Source organism: Solibacillus sp. FSL R7-0668 (genome assembly GCF_038006205.1).
In the GTDB taxonomy this organism is placed as follows: Bacteria; Bacillota; Bacilli; order Bacillales_A; family Planococcaceae; genus Solibacillus.
This window is the reverse complement of sequence record NZ_JBBOUU010000001.1, coordinates 3500606-3515170: the sequence shown is the minus strand read 5'-3', so window position 1 is coordinate 3515170 and position 14565 is coordinate 3500606. Positions and strand designations below refer to the sequence as shown.

Annotated in this window: 14 protein-coding genes and 1 pseudogene; 11 read left to right on the top strand and 4 right to left on the bottom strand. The window is 40.5% G+C overall.

Annotated elements, in window-relative coordinates:
- The first annotated feature begins 8 nt into the window (after positions 1-8).
- From purM to purD, 4 genes are all read left to right on the top strand, one after another.
- Positions 9-1064: a phosphoribosylformylglycinamidine cyclo-ligase gene (gene purM / locus MKX47_RS17545; RefSeq protein WP_340776769.1), complete on the top strand. Its 1056-nt coding sequence runs from the start codon at positions 9-11 to the stop codon at positions 1062-1064.
- Positions 1064-1630: a phosphoribosylglycinamide formyltransferase gene (gene purN / locus MKX47_RS17540; protein ID WP_340776767.1), complete on the top strand. Its 567-nt coding sequence runs from the start codon at positions 1064-1066 to the stop codon at positions 1628-1630. The genes purM and purN overlap by 1 nt, the downstream gene beginning before the upstream one ends.
- A gap of 74 nt (positions 1631-1704) precedes the next feature.
- Positions 1705-3240: a bifunctional phosphoribosylaminoimidazolecarboxamide formyltransferase/IMP cyclohydrolase gene (gene purH, locus MKX47_RS17535; RefSeq protein ID WP_340776765.1), complete on the top strand. Its 1536-nt coding sequence runs from the start codon at positions 1705-1707 to the stop codon at positions 3238-3240.
- Between the two features lie 402 nt (positions 3241-3642).
- On the top strand, positions 3643-4893 hold the full coding sequence (purD, locus tag MKX47_RS17530) for a phosphoribosylamine--glycine ligase (RefSeq protein ID WP_340776763.1): 1251 nt from the start codon (positions 3643-3645) through the stop codon (positions 4891-4893).
- 38 nt (positions 4894-4931) lie between these two features.
- Here the strand turns inward: purD and MKX47_RS17525 are convergent, their stop codons facing one another.
- From MKX47_RS17525 to MKX47_RS17510, 4 genes are all read right to left on the bottom strand, one after another.
- Positions 4932-5651, bottom strand: coding sequence for a hypothetical protein (locus tag MKX47_RS17525; RefSeq protein WP_340776761.1), 720 nt, complete (start codon positions 5649-5651; stop codon positions 4932-4934).
- 108 nt (positions 5652-5759) lie between these two features.
- Positions 5760-6083, bottom strand: a complete 324-nt coding sequence (locus tag MKX47_RS17520; protein ID WP_340776759.1) for a hypothetical protein — start codon at positions 6081-6083, stop codon at positions 5760-5762.
- Complete coding sequence (locus MKX47_RS17515; RefSeq protein WP_340776756.1) at positions 6080-6652, bottom strand: hypothetical protein; 573 nt, start codon at positions 6650-6652, stop codon at positions 6080-6082. Before MKX47_RS17515 ends, MKX47_RS17520 begins: the two co-directional genes overlap by 4 nt.
- Before the next feature lie 111 nt (positions 6653-6763).
- Positions 6764-7396 carry a hypothetical protein gene (locus MKX47_RS17510; protein ID WP_340776754.1) on the bottom strand — a complete coding sequence of 211 codons (633 nt, stop codon included), beginning with the start codon at positions 7394-7396 and terminating at the stop codon, positions 6764-6766.
- A 252-nt stretch (positions 7397-7648) separates the two neighbouring features.
- On the opposite strand from MKX47_RS17510, the gene MKX47_RS17505 reads away from it, so the two are divergent.
- From MKX47_RS17505 to MKX47_RS17475, 7 genes and pseudogenes are all read left to right on the top strand, one after another.
- On the top strand, positions 7649-8620 hold the full coding sequence (locus MKX47_RS17505) for a hypothetical protein (RefSeq protein WP_340776752.1): 972 nt from the start codon (positions 7649-7651) through the stop codon (positions 8618-8620).
- A gap of 168 nt (positions 8621-8788) precedes the next feature.
- A complete protein-coding gene (locus MKX47_RS17500; protein ID WP_340776749.1) occupies positions 8789-9424 on the top strand; it encodes an exosporium glycoprotein BclB-related protein in 636 nt (211 codons plus the stop codon).
- Between the two features lie 234 nt (positions 9425-9658).
- Positions 9659-11389 (top strand): adenine deaminase C-terminal domain-containing protein, encoded by a 1731-nt coding sequence (locus tag MKX47_RS17495; protein ID WP_340776748.1) that lies wholly within the window; start codon positions 9659-9661, stop codon positions 11387-11389.
- 78 nt (positions 11390-11467) lie between these two features.
- Positions 11468-12526 (top strand): DUF3048 domain-containing protein, encoded by a 1059-nt coding sequence (locus tag MKX47_RS17490; RefSeq protein WP_340776746.1) that lies wholly within the window; start codon positions 11468-11470, stop codon positions 12524-12526.
- Between the two features lie 19 nt (positions 12527-12545).
- The gene (locus MKX47_RS17485; protein WP_340776743.1) at positions 12546-12860 is read left to right on the top strand and encodes a YerC/YecD family TrpR-related protein; all 315 of its coding nucleotides are present in this window, start codon (positions 12546-12548) and stop codon (positions 12858-12860) included.
- A 169-nt stretch (positions 12861-13029) separates the two neighbouring features.
- Positions 13030-13722, top strand: coding sequence for a heptaprenylglyceryl phosphate synthase (locus tag MKX47_RS17480; RefSeq protein ID WP_340776741.1), 693 nt, complete (start codon positions 13030-13032; stop codon positions 13720-13722).
- Between the two features lie 119 nt (positions 13723-13841).
- Positions 13842-14534 (top strand): annotated as a pseudogene (locus MKX47_RS17475) (UvrD-helicase domain-containing protein); the annotation flags it as partial.
- Between the last annotated feature and the right edge of the window lie 31 nt (positions 14535-14565).

Here is a 14565-nt window from a genome sequence, read left to right as displayed (position 1 = left end):
AGTACATTATGTCAAAAGCATATGAACAAGCAGGCGTAAATATTGAAGCAGGTTATGAAGCAGTAAAACGTATGAAATCACACGTTGAGCGCACAAATCGTTTAGGTGTCATGGGTACATTCGGCGGCTTTGGCGGTATGTTTGATTTATCTGCACTGAACTTAAAAGAACCAGTTCTTATTTCTGGTACAGACGGTGTTGGGACAAAGTTAAAGCTCGCATTCATGGTTGATAAGCACGATACAATCGGTGTTGACTGTGTCGCAATGTGTGTCAACGATATTGTAGCACAGGGCGCGGAGCCATTATATTTCCTTGATTATGTAGCGGTTGGTAAAGCAGAGCCTGCCAAAATCGAGCAAATTGTTAAAGGTGTAGCAGATGGCTGTGTGCAATCTGGTGCAGCGTTAATTGGTGGTGAAACAGCGGAAATGCCAGGTCTTTACGAGGAAGATGAGTATGACTTAGCTGGTTTTGCAGTAGGTGCATGTGAGAAAGCAGACATCATTACAGGTGAAAAAATCGCAGAAGGTGACGTGCTTGTTGGTCTTGCATCAAGTGGTGTCCACTCAAACGGCTATTCATTAGTACGTAAAATTGTATTCGCTGACAATGATTATGCGGTAGATGCCGTTGTTGAAGGCTATGAGGATTTAGGTCCAATTGGTGAAGCATTATTAGTACCGACAAAGCTATATGCAAAGCCTGTATTAGCAGCGCTTAAAGCAGCAGATGTTCACGGCTGTGCCCACGTAACAGGTGGTGGCTTTTATGAAAACTTACCACGCATGATGCCAGAAGGGTTAGCAACTGAAATTGATTTAGGTGCTTGGCCTGTATTACGCGTGTTTGAATTCTTAAAAGATAAAGGTCAATTAGCAGATAAAGACTTATATAACGTCTTTAATATGGGGATTGGCTTTGTAATGGCTGTGCCAGCAGGTGAAGTAGAGAAAGTAATCGCAGCAGCAGAAGCAAATGGTGAAAAAGCCTATACAATTGGTCGCGTTGTTAAAGGTGAAGGTGTCATTTTCAAAGGCGAGCATGACGGGAGCCTAGTGTAATGACAACGAAAATTGCAGTGTTTGCTTCGGGAAGTGGGTCAAACTTCCAAGCAATACAAGAAGCAATCGAGCATGGTGAATTAAATGCCTCTGTTGCGCTTGTTATAACAGACAAGCCAGGAGCATTTGTTGTCACACGCGCAAATAATTTTGGCATTCCGGTAGTGGAGCTATCGCCGAAAGCATTTGAAAACAAGGCAGCCTATGAAGCAAAAATCATAGAGCACCTAAAAGCAAACGATGTGGAATGGATTATTTTAGCTGGCTATATGCGCTTAGTTGGTGAGACGTTACTAACAGCGTACGAAAACCGCATCATCAATATTCACCCATCCTTACTGCCATCCTTCCCAGGCAAAGATGCAATCGGTCAAGCAATGGCACATGGCGTGAAGGTAACCGGTGTAACGGTGCACTATGTCGATGCCGGGATGGATACAGGAACGATTATTGCACAAGGCGCAGTTGACGTAGTCGATGGTGACCGTGAAGCAACAGAAGCACGTGTTCATGCATTAGAGCATGCACTTTATACGAATACATTAAAGCAGTTATTTGAACAATAATTTCCGCTTAAGTCGCTCCATGAGAGGGCATGCGCTTACCGGAAATGAAAACAATAAAATTGGGGGACCTAGTCGTGACGAAACGTGCACTTATTAGTGTTTCAGATAAAAATGGAATTTTAGAATTTGCAAAAGAATTAGTAGCACTTGGCTATGAAGTACTTTCTACAGGTGGAACAAAAAAATTATTACAAGACAACAATGTAGCCGTAACAGCGGTTGACGAAGTAACAAAATTCCCGGAAATTTTAGATGGCCGTGTAAAAACATTAAACCCAATGATCCATGGCGGTCTTTTAGGGAAATTCGATGAGCCTTCACATGTAGCACAAATGGAGGAGCATGGCATTGAGCCAATCGAAATCGTATGTGTAAACCTTTACCCATTCGTAGAAACTATTTCAAAACCAAACGTATCTTGGGATGATGCAATCGAAAACATCGATATCGGTGGTCCAACAATGTTACGTTCAGCGGCTAAAAACCATGATTATGTAACAGTAATCGTGGATAGCACAGACTATGCTACGGTTTTAGAAGAACTAAAAGCAGATGGTAAAACGACATTAGAAACACGCCGTCGTTTAGCAGCGAAAGTATTCCGTCATACAGCGGCTTATGATTCGTATATTTCAAATCACTTAACAACGGCTATTGGCGAAGAGTTCCCAGAGAATTTAACGTTAACTTATGAGTTAAAGCAAACATTACGCTATGGTGAAAACCCTCACCAAAAAGCAGCATTCTATGCCAAACGTTTAGGCTCGGACTTCTCAATTGCCTATGCAACACAATTACATGGGAAAGAATTATCGTACAACAATATTCAAGATGCCAATGCTGCACTTCAAATCGTAAAAGAATTCGAAATGCCAGCAGCCGTAGCCGTGAAGCATATGAACCCTTGTGGTGTTGGTACAGGTGTCACAATTGAAGAAGCATTCGAGAAAGCCTATGAAGCGGATTCAACTTCGATTTTCGGCGGCATTATCGCCCTAAATATGGAAGTAGATCAAGCGACTGCTGAAAAATTATCAGGCATTTTCTTAGAAATTATCATCGCGCCAAGCTTTACAGCAGAAGCGTTAGAAATTTTACAAGCGAAGAAAAATATTCGCCTATTAACAATTGATTTTGCACAAGCAAAACAAGACGAATTCAACGTTGTATCGGTTGAAGGTGGTTTACTTGTTCAGGAGCCAGACCGTTTTGGCTTTGCTAACGCGGACATTAAAGTGGCAACGGACCGTGAACCAACAGAAGAAGAGTGGGAAGCATTAAAGCTTGGTTGGGCAGTAGTAAAACATGTGAAGTCAAATGCCATCGTTGTAACAGACAAGCAAATGACATTAGGTGTTGGTGCTGGTCAGATGAACCGTGTGGGCGCGGCAAAAATTGCGTTCGAGCAAGCGGGCGAAAAGGCAAAAGGTGCAGCATTAGCATCGGACGCATTCTTCCCAATGGCGGATACAGTTGAAGCAGCCATTGCAGCAGGCATTACAGCAATCATCCAACCAGGTGGCTCGATTAAGGACCAGGATTCAATTGATGCAGCAAACAAAGCAGGCATTACAATGGTGTTCACAGGTGTTCGTCACTTTAAGCACTAATTTGTAGAGTTTGCACAAAATGTGATAAATGAAGTCATTATAGTAGAGAAATGGTAGCTAAAGCTTTATAATAGAATAATGTTTCGCTAATGTTCTGGCCGGACGTTAGCAGAAGCGTTTGCAAATGCATTATTTGTTCTTCTTTCTGGCCGGAAGAGGAAGAAATAAGACGATGTCGCGATTCTTGGCCGGGTCCGCATCGGAAAAAAATAATTGTTAATGGATGCATCCACTTTGGCCGGGGGATGCGCCATTAATAACAAATGATCATTGATTGTAAGACGCACAGTGCTACTTTTGGTCGGGTAGCTCAGTGTCAACGACCATTAATGAAAAACGCTCGCCTAATTTTTGGCGGGCGTTTTTTTATTACCTATTTTTCATTTGAAGGAGAGCATATATATGAACATTCTTGTAATCGGTAGTGGCGGTCGCGAGCATGCAATCGCAAAGCAATTCAATCATGCACCATCTGTTCAAAAGGTTTTCGTAGCACCAGGAAATGACGGTATGAAAAATGATGCAGAAATCGTAGCAATTGACGCATTAAACTTTGAAAAATTAGCGGAATTCGCAAAGGCAAATGATGTGGCCTTAACATTCGTTGGTCCAGAGCAACCATTAGCAGAAGGGATTGTCGATTACTTCAACGAGCAAGGCTTAGTAATCTTTGGTCCAACAAAAGCTGCAGCACAAATTGAAGGTTCGAAATCTTATGCCAAGGAAATTATGAATAAATACGGCATTCCAACAGCTGCGCATGAAACATTTACGGAAAGCGCAAAAGCAGTTGCCTATATTAAAGAGCAAGGTGCACCAATCGTTATTAAAGCGGACGGACTTGCTGCTGGTAAAGGTGTAATCGTGGCGATGACGGAACAAGAAGCAATTGAAGCGGTGGAAGATATGATCGGCAATCAGCGCTTTGGTGATTCTTCTTCTCGTGTTGTCGTTGAGGAATTCCTAGATGGCGAAGAGTTCAGCTTTATGTCATTTGTGCATAGAGGTCAAATTTATCCGATGGTGATTGCACAGGATCATAAGCGTGCGTACGATGGAGATAAAGGTCCAAATACGGGGGGAATGGGTGCTTATTCACCAGTTCCACAAATTGCTGATGACATTGTCAAGATTGCGTACGACACAATTGTTGAACCAACTGTAAAGGCAATGGATGCAGAAGGTGTTTCGTTTACAGGGATTTTATATGCTGGCTTAATTTTGACGGCAAAAGGTCCAAAGGTAATTGAGTTCAATGCCCGTTTTGGTGATCCGGAGACACAAGTTGTTTTACCACGTATGGCCTCCGATTTCGGAGAGTTTATGATGAGTTTAATGAACGAAAAGCCGTTTGATTTGAAATGGAAAGACGAAGCAATGCTAGGGGTTGTTGTAGCAGCAGAAGGCTATCCGGGTGATGTGATGAAGGGAAATGCCTTACCAGAGTTGGCTGATTTAGAATTACCGGTCTATCATGCGGGTACAAAGCTAGTCGATGGTCATTATGTGGGCAATGGCGGGCGCGTGCTATTAGTGGCAGCAGAAGCCGCGGATTTAAAAGCAGCGCAAGAAAAGGTATATGCAGAGCTTGCGAAAAAAGAATGGACGAATTTCTTCTTCCGTAGCGATATTGGCTGGAGAACGTTTAAATAATATCAACGGGGCGATACGTAAAAAGTATCGCCCTTTAATTATTGGTCCACTTTATGCTTGTTAGCCTTTTTGGCAAGTTGATTTAATTCGTCTTCTAAATCATCGAGTATCCGTAATTTTTCATCTAGTTGCTCCTCGAAATTTGTTGCTAAAGGTAATCCATCTTGCGCATGCTCCTCGAAATGCGAGAGGGTGTGGGTAGGCTTGTTTTCTATGGAAGCTAGCTGCTGTTTGTGCTGTTGTTCTTTGAGCTCCTCAATTTCAAGCAGTAGCATGTCTATTTTCGTGCTTTTATGTTTGATTTCTTTTAATAAATATAAATTAATATCAATTACTTCACTTCGGTTCTTTGATAATTCGTCATTAATTAAGGCGAGCTGCTGAGCGTTTTTTTCGATAAAATCCTGTAAGCTGTTGTCGATCTTTTCAATCGTTTTTGCGGTTTGATTTGGCGAGTGAAGGGTGGACGACGCTCCGTTTTCTTTCTGTATTTCTTTCATGGATGTTTTTAAGTTTTTATTTTCCGCGAGCAATTCATTTTTCTTCTGTACTAATGCCTTGATCGAAGAGATTAATTTTAATCTTTGGGTTTCGCGCGTTTGAATATCCTCATGAAGCTTCGTCATTTCCTTTTCGAAAGCGCGCTTGATTACGAGGAGTTCCCGCGAAAGTTGTTTTTTCTGATGGGCTAGTCGATTATTTTCCTGTTCAAGGCTAATGGCTAAGGCATAATAATCATTATTTTGCCATTTTGCCATTTCGTTTTGAGCCTTCACCAGCTCAGACTTCAAAAAGATGATCATTTGTTGTAATTGATGCATGTCTTTATTGTGCAGGCTTTCATTTGCTATCGCGTATCCCTCCCATCACGTCATTTCCTTTAATAAACGAATGATGTCTTGAAATTCCTTTTCGTTGTCATGAATAAATTGCTCCAATTGTTCTACAGCCTTTACTGCCCATGCCTCCTCTTTACTCGCTAGCTCATCTGTGATGTTGGGAGCTGTAGGCGACGTTGGTGGCTTCGACAATAGATAGGCTAACAATAAATTCAAGGAGCTTTTTTCTAAAAACAGAAAGCTATTATTAGGGTCTTGATGCTTTAAATCGGAAAAATTCTCTTTTGTAAATTGCTTGAAAAGCTCATCGATGGAGATGGATCCAGCATGTTCTTCGTCAAAGTGATTCAAGACATTTCCTCCTGTCCAAGACTGATGACACTCAGATGAATCGGGTTGACCACGGCGATGCCATCCTGTAATTGATCGCAATAGGTAAAGCCGGTAATGCTACCTGAGTAGGATTCATTCGGTGACCACTTTATTTGAAAATTGGAAAACGACAGAATTTCATTTGGTTTTAGCTCTGTTTTACTAAGTGGTTTTAGTAAAAATTCCTTTTTATTTGTGCTATTGGGTAGGCGAATCCATTCATTAGGGCCCTTAAAACTTTGGCTGAATTCTTCCCTAACGTATCTACCGCTAAAGGAAAACGGAGAGTCTTCAGGGAGTATAATCGAGATAGAGGGGTTGTGTAATGACTCATTCCCGATATTGTGAATATGATAGGAGCAGAGGCATAAGCTTTCTTGTTCGGGACTATGCGAAATATTGAAGGAAGTCGTGAAATAACTGATGACATGAATCTTTTTGGATTTGGGAAGCTGGTCTATTTGTTCTTTGATTTCGCGAAGATAAGCTTTCGTTTGCATTTGAAGTATATGAATCTTTTCTTCTAGTTGACGGTGAAGCGTTGTCAATTTGATTCCTCCTTTTGGGAAAACACAGATTATGTAAGCACAAATAAAGAAAGGGCTGCCCCTTTCTTTATTTTATGACCGTTTAGTTAAAATTAGCACAGCTCATCAATTCTATGGGAAGACTACCGAACAGTTATGTGGTCGAGTGCCTGGTGAGCAAGTTGTTGGTAAATCTGCTCGTGGTTCACAGTAGTTTGCTAAAAACTCAACTGTAACAGGGTAAGTGGATTGGATGCTTTGGCAAACTGTAACGGAAAGCGATAAGTTTGAAAACGTGATTGTGCCGTTACCATTATTCTGATAAGAACCTGTAGAGCATACGAAGCAATCAAGGTCTGTGTAAGTAACGTCTACATTCGTTCCTTTCGGTGCACACATTACTACATGCTCACAGCGTGAAATAGGGAAGCTGTTACTTGTATACATTGTTCCGTTCGCTAACGTAATACAGATTGTTACTTCAAAGTTCTTTTGAATTGTCAGTTGTTGCAAGCAAACAGATGACCCGTCAATCTTAAACGTACGATTTTCACGATTCATAATAACAACAGGATTATTCGGTGATGGTTCTACATGACATTTAACGGTTGCACCTGCAGTTGTAGCAGTAGCTGGTAAACCAGGGAAAGAAATAGGACTCGCTGGAGAAAATTCAAATGACAGATCTTTCACAACCCAATCATAAACTTTTTCGACATTGATGCAAATTAATTCCTTTGCATGAGATGACATTTGTTCCTGCATTTTATTAACACCTCCAAAAAATTTTATCTTTCGTTTGTATATTATGTCGCCCTTCATCTACTTGCATAGGCAAAGAAATAGATTGATGAAGGGATTAAAATTATTATGGCAATAGTAAAAAATAATGAGGATGGACGCGGTGCTTTTCGCGGTCTTATGAATAAGAAGGATGCTTATTGCTTACGGTGTAACATACAGCCACGCTCTTCAATAACATACAAATAGATGTGTACTAAAAAGGAGTGAATGATAGTGGAAGAATCTTCTTCAAATACGACGCTTCGTGAAATTGAGAGGCTCAAGCAAAAAATTTCAGGCTATCGGGGTGCTTTATTGACCTTAAAAATGGGGGATTCCTTTGATGATTATTTAATTATTAAGAGGGAATTGGACTCATTAAAAATGCAAATCTCTACTATTGAAGACTTCACCAAAACATTTGACTTAAAACATTATGCACAAAGTGAGCAATATGAAGAGCAGGTGAAGCATTTTGCTCTTCAGCTGTCCGCACTGAATCAAACCGTCAAAGTGATGAGTGAAGAGATTTTCAATATTTCCGACAAAATCAAGCCAAGTAATAGGGAAGCACCATTAGGAAATGATTTGAAGGCACATAAAAAAGAAGTACAAGAAAAAAAGTCGGACAGTAAATTGAAAACTAAAGAAGACAAAACATCTCCAAATAATCAAACAGCTAACGCCCCCTATCAGCCATCCTATATGCAGTTGCGAAAATTCCCCGAACAGAAGCTTGAGCTACAAAAAAATGAAGAAGAACGTGTACCGGTCGAGCATAATGAAATTATTGTGAATTCCATCGATCAGCGTTTTTTTAATCAAAGCTACTTTCAATCCAATCTTGCACAGCCCAATTCTGCGTATACGGGATTAAATAAGAACAAGTCAGGTGAGGCTACACTTCAATTTAAACATTTTGGAGAAAATCAGCATCACCTGAATCATCAGCAAAGTTTTAGTAACACGAATGAGCCAGAGCTACCGAATGAAGTGCCTTCCATTTATGAAGAGAACTTACTCGAAATTGTTGCGGATGAACCGACGAGCGAATCAAACAATGATGCATTCGAACTCGAGCAACAAAACCAACCCCAATCTGAGCCAGAAATCCCACCTGAAGAAATAAGTAATTCACAAGAGTCCTCATATGTGGAGAGTAAAAAACAGAAGAACTCCTTATTTTTTAATCTATTCCGCAAATGACCAGCGTTTTAAAGATATTCATAATGAGCGTTGTAATCTAATAAACGCGCCTATTGCTAACTTAAAAAGAAGTGCAACGATCAAAACTTTCTCCTCCCACTTACTAGTTGATTGCCCTTCAACTCTATTTTCCGGTGAATAAAATACGGAAGAAGGGAGGTGAGAAATATGTGTAATAATTGTATGCATGGTGGATGTAGTGGGTGCTCTGGTCACGCAGGAGGACATTGCGGTAATCAATGTTTTTCAGTAGGACCTTTTAGAGCGACTAGTTCGGTATGTCCGCCTGTTAATAAAGGTTCGATTATCCCGTTCTCTTCAGGCTTAATTCCAGCTGTATTAGTAACACTTGTGAATGGTTTAGCAGGGACAGTGAGTGCAGTGGGATTTGGTTCTACTATTACAGGAGTTACTTTAGTTAATAACACGATTACTTTACCAATCTTACCAGCAGGTTCTACAGAAGCGTTCACAGTACCTCGAGCAGGTACGATTTCATCACTTGCAGCTACATTTACTGAAACATTGGGTATTACTGTTTTAGGAAGCGCGACGGTTAGAGCTGAAATTTATCGTGCTCCTGCAGGAAGTAATACATTTGCTGCAACTGGTGTAGGAGTGAATTTATCACCACAGCTTTCAGGTGTAATTTCTGTAGGAACTATATTACAAGGTGCAACTGATGCGAATTTCCCAGTAGTGACAGGCGATCGTTTAGTAATGGTATTCTCTGTTTCTGGAACAGGAATAACAGCGGTCACAACAGTTACAGGTTCAGCGAATGCAGGAATTACGATTTCTTAAATATAATAATAGTGGAGATGGTAACGGATATATTCCGTTACCATTTTTTTGAGGCGTATACTAAATTATCTAAAAATTTACATTGCAAATACTTTGCTTTAGGAAAGTGCTATGATACGATTAACCATAAAAAAGGAATATTGTAGAAGAAGTCGTCCTAAAGCAAAATAAGAGGACTAAAGTTTATATTTTTTCACTAAAAAGATAGGGATGATTGGAGAGGAGCGTTTGCCAATGCCGGAAATTAACTGGAAAATAAATAAAATTAGAAAGCAAATTAGTATTATTGATGGGGTAGCTGCGCCAGAAATAGTGTTACAAAATGCAAATTATTTACATAGCATGCTCAAAACATGGGTAACGGGCAATATTTGGATTTCTGAAGAGCGCATTGTTTATGTAGGAAAAGAAATGCCTAGTAATACAGAGGGGACAGAAATCATCGATGTTTCTGGAAAAAAAATTGTGCCCGGCTATATCGAGCCACATGTTCACCCGTTTCAACTGTATAATCCGCACAGCTTTGCGGAATTTAGTGCACAAAGTGGGACAACCACCTTTATTTCAGACAATATGACCTTTATTTCATCAATCGGAAATAAGAAAGCGTTTTCTTTTATCGATGAACTAGCGAAATTACCGTTTTCGTTTTATTGGTGGAGTCGCTTTGATTCACAAACGGAGCTTGAAAATGAGGGCGAGCTTTATTCGAATGCATCGGTTATGGAGTGGCTGGAGCGTCAAGATGTCATTATGGGAGGCGAGCTTACGGGTTGGCCGCGATTAATGCGTGGGGATGATCAAATGCTGTATTGGATTCAAGCCGCAAAGCATAAAGGGAAAAAAGTTGAAGGTCATTTGCCGGGAGCCTCTGAAAAAACGCTCGCAAAAATGCGCTTATTTGGCGTAGATGGCGACCATGAATCGATGACGATTGAGGATATCGAGCTTCGTTTGCAGCACGGGTATGAGCTGACATTACGTTATTCATCGATTCGTCCAGACTTACCACAGCTTTTAAAAGCGGTAGTCGAGAAAGGCTATGCTATTTTTGATCATTTAATGATGACGACAGATGGCTCTACGCCAAGTTTCCATGAAGATGGCGTGATGGATAAATGTATTCGTGCGGCACTAGAAGCAGGTGTGCGTCCGGTTGATGCGTATAATATGGCGGCATATAATGTTGCGCGCTATTATAATATGACGAATTTACATGGCTCCATTGCAACAGGGCGCTATGCCAATATTAATATTTTAGCAGATGAATTTTCACCAACGCCAGAAGCGGTTTTATCTAAAGGGGTGTGGTTGAAAAAGGATGGGCAAAATACACAGGCATTCCCGAAAACGGATTTATCGGTATTTGGTCAATTACAACTAGACTTTGAGTTAACAGAAGCGGATTTCCAGTTTTCGATGCCAATCGGAATTGAAATGTTGAACGATGTGATTACAAAACCGTACAGTATTAATAATGTAGGGCAAAACAATAGGTTATCAACAGATCATGATGAGAGCTATTTAATGCTCGTTGACCGTAATGGCAAATGGCGTATTAACACGATGCTGAAAGGCTTTGCGTCACAGGTGAAAGGATTTGCTTCCTCGTATTCCAATACGGGTGATATTATTTTAATCGGCAAAAGTATGGACGAGATGCTTCATGCCTTTGATGAATTGAAAAAGATGAATGGCGGTATCGTGCTTGTTGAAAATGGACAAGTCGTGGCTAAAATCCCATTAGCACTAGGGGGCAGTATTTATGATGGCGATGTGCGTGAATTAATTCCATTAGAAGTGGAATTAAAGCAAGCATTAAAGCAACGTGGCTATCATCATACAGATGCCATTTATACATTATTATTTTTACAATCTACGCATTTACCATATATTCGAATTACGACGCGCGGTATTTTTGATGTGATGAAAAATACGGTGATGTTGCCAGCTGTAATGCGTTAACTTGCTTTAGCGGGGGCTGAAGTAAGTTAAGGACCTGGCGTAATGGATTGGAGTTATTATTTGAAGGAGAGTGTCGGTGTGAGAAAGAGTCGCTTATTCATTTTAAGCTTATTAAGTGCAGCCATTATTTCAGGCTGCTCCGATAAAGAGCAAGTACAGGAACCAGAAAAAGAAGTTGAGCAAGTGAACGCTGAAACAGAGGTGGACGTCGAGGTTTCTGAAGAGTTACCCTATGTAACGCCATTTACAGGAGTGCGTGTTGCAGAGGAAGTATCGACAAGACCCATCCTAGCAACGATCAATAATCATCCACAAGCGCGTCCACAATCAGGGCTTGCTGCTGCTGATGTTGTTTATGAGATGCTGGCAGAAGGGGATGTAACGCGATTTTTAGCATTGTACCAATCGGAAGTGCCTGATTCAATTGGACCGATTCGAAGTGCACGCTCGTATTTTATTGATATTGCGGCGGGCTTAGATGCCTTTTATATTGCACATGGGTATAGCCCAGAGGCAAAATCCATGCTAGATCGAAGAGTAGTGGATCAGATTAATGGGATGCAATATGATGGTACGTTTTTCACACGTTCATCGAAGAGAAAGGCACCTCATAATTCCTATATTACTGGTGAGAATGTAATGGCGGGGGCAGAAAAGGTAGGAGCTTCATTACTTTATCAGAAAAAAGTATCTTATCCATTTTATGAAGCCGAAGATAGTGTTAAAATAGGAGCAGCGGCCAATGAGGTAACGATGATGTATAATAGTGGCGGTTCATTCAATAGTCACTATGTTTATGATGCCGAAACAAATCATTATAAACGTTATTCAGCAAATGTAGAAACGATTGATGCGGAAACGAATGAATCGATTGAATTGGCCAATGTCTTATTTTTTGAAATGCCCCACCGTATTATCGATAGTGAAGGTCGACGTGATATTACGATTACAGATGGCGGCAATGCGTACGTAGCACAGGCTGGTACCGTGCGCGAGGTGAAATGGAAAAATGCAGACGGTTTGTTAGTCGCTGTAGAAGAGGATGGGACAGAAGTGAAGCTCGTACCAGGAAATACGTGGATTCATTTTGTACCAACGACACCAGGCTTAGCAACAGCTGTTACATATTCAGAGTAGAGAGGAAATGGTGGGCTACATGCAAGTTGAAAAAATTCGTGGTCATCAAACAGAGCAGTTATTTAAAGCAGTCCTAGAATTAAAAGATATTGAGGAATGCTATAAGTTTTTTGATGATTTATGCACGATTAGTGAAATTCAATCATTAGCACAGCGTTTTGAAGTAGCGCATTTATTACGTTTAAAGAAAACGTATGAGACAATAAAAAAAGAAACAGGTGCATCAACAGCAACAATTTCACGCGTACGTCGTTGCTATGATTATGGTAATGATATGTATGATGAAATGCTTGGTCGTCTTTATCCAGACGAAAAGCCATTTACTTCAAAGTAACAATCGCTCACTCATATAAATAAGAGGGGCGTTTTCAAAAGACTGAGCCAATTTACGCGCTCAGTCTTTTAATATTTTTCGTACATTCGTTATACTTATAACTAGTCGCAACGAGCAAGAACTGACTCAAAAATGTTTAGATAAAACTTAAGAATAGGTGGAATGGTGAATGGATTATTTAACTTGGCGTCATGTGTTTAAGCTAGACCCGGCGAAGGAAATTTCAGATGAGGCGTTAGAGCAAATTTGTGAATCAGGTACGGATGTGATTTTAGTTGGTGGTACGGATAATGTGACGCTTGATGGCGTGCTTGATTTATTAGTACGTGTACGCCGCTATTCGGTACCGATTGCCCTTGAAATTTCGGATGTCGAAAGTATCTCGGCTGGCTATGATTATTACTTTATTCCTTCTGTATTAAATAGTACCGATACGAAATGGGTGAAGGATTTACATCATGAGGCGATTAAAGAATTCGGCGATGTGTTAATTTGGGAGGAGCTTGTTGCAGAAGGCTACTGTGTGCTAAATCCTGATTGCAAGGTGGCACAAGTAACGAGTGCCAAAACCGATTTAACAGAAGAGGATGTAGTGGCGTATGCCCGCATGGCCGAAAATTACTTCAAGCTCCCTATTTTCTATTTAGAATATAGTGGTGCTTATGGCGATGTCGAGATGGTGAAGGCTACTGCCGAGGTACTAGAAAAGACAAAGTTGTTTTACGGTGGGGGCATCACATCGGTCCAACAGGCGAAAGAGATGGCGGCCTATGCAGATACAGTCGTCGTCGGCAATATTATTTATGACGATTTAAAAGCGGCGTTAAAAACCGTAAAAGCTGTGAAAAATACAGTGAAATAGTTTCTTTGGAACAGAAATATTTTTTTGCTAATTGGATTAAATTTAGCAGCAACTTTACCAAGATGAAATGAATTATGATAAAATAGGAACAAATGTTCTTTTTGCAGGAGGGAAGCAGCATGGAGCACATAGCAAAAAATTTACTGGCAGGCATGAATCCACAGCAAGCAGAAGCAGTAAAAACAACAGAAGGCCCGCTACTCATTATGGCTGGTGCTGGCTCAGGGAAAACACGTGTATTAACGCATCGGATTGCATATTTAGTCGTAGAACGTGAAGTATATCCTTCTAAGATTTTAGCGATTACATTTACGAACAAGGCAGCGCGCGAGATGCGTGAACGTATTGATGGCATTTTAGGAAATGGTACGACAGAAAGCATGTGGGTATCAACATTTCACTCGATGTGTGTGCGAATTTTACGTCGCCATATCGACCGTATCGGCTATTCCAAGAGCTTCTCGATTTTAGACAGCTCAGATCAGTTAACCGTTATTAAAAATATTTTAAAGCAGGATAATATCGATCCGAAAAAGTACGATCCACGCGCCATATTAAATACAATTAGCTCCGCGAAGAATGAATGCATCACCGCAACTGGGTTCGAAGCGAATATGAACCCACATAACCCATTCGAAAAAATCGTAGCGCAAGTGTATAAAGGCTATCAAAAGCGTCTAAAACAAAATCAAAGTGCTGATTTTGATGATTTAATTATGTTAACGATTCGCTTATTTAAAGAAGCACCTGATGTACTCGAATTTTATCAAAATAAGTTCCAGTATATACACGTGGATGAGTATCAGGATAGTGCGACACGTTGCTAATTGAAAAGATTAGCCA

Bases quoted from the DNA above. Each gene is read 5' to 3' on its own strand.
- purM (WP_340776769.1), top strand. From the start codon at position 9: ATGTCAAAAGCATATGAACAAGCAGGCGTAAATATTGAAGCAGGTTAT.
- purN (WP_340776767.1), top strand. From the start codon at position 1,064: ATGACAACGAAAATTGCAGTGTTTGCTTCGGGAAGTGGGTCAAACTTC.
- purD (WP_340776763.1), top strand. From the start codon at position 3,643: ATGAACATTCTTGTAATCGGTAGTGGCGGTCGCGAGCATGCAATCGCA.
- MKX47_RS17525 (WP_340776761.1), bottom strand. From the start codon at position 5,651: ATGGCAAAATGGCAAAATAATGATTATTATGCCTTAGCCATTAGCCTT.
- MKX47_RS17510 (WP_340776754.1), bottom strand. From the start codon at position 7,396: ATGCAGGAACAAATGTCATCTCATGCAAAGGAATTAATTTGCATCAAT.
- MKX47_RS17500 (WP_340776749.1), top strand. From the start codon at position 8,789: ATGTGTAATAATTGTATGCATGGTGGATGTAGTGGGTGCTCTGGTCAC.
- MKX47_RS17495 (WP_340776748.1), top strand. From the start codon at position 9,659: ATGCCGGAAATTAACTGGAAAATAAATAAAATTAGAAAGCAAATTAGT.
- MKX47_RS17485 (WP_340776743.1), top strand. From the start codon at position 12,546: ATGCAAGTTGAAAAAATTCGTGGTCATCAAACAGAGCAGTTATTTAAA.
- MKX47_RS17480 (WP_340776741.1), top strand. From the start codon at position 13,030: ATGGATTATTTAACTTGGCGTCATGTGTTTAAGCTAGACCCGGCGAAG.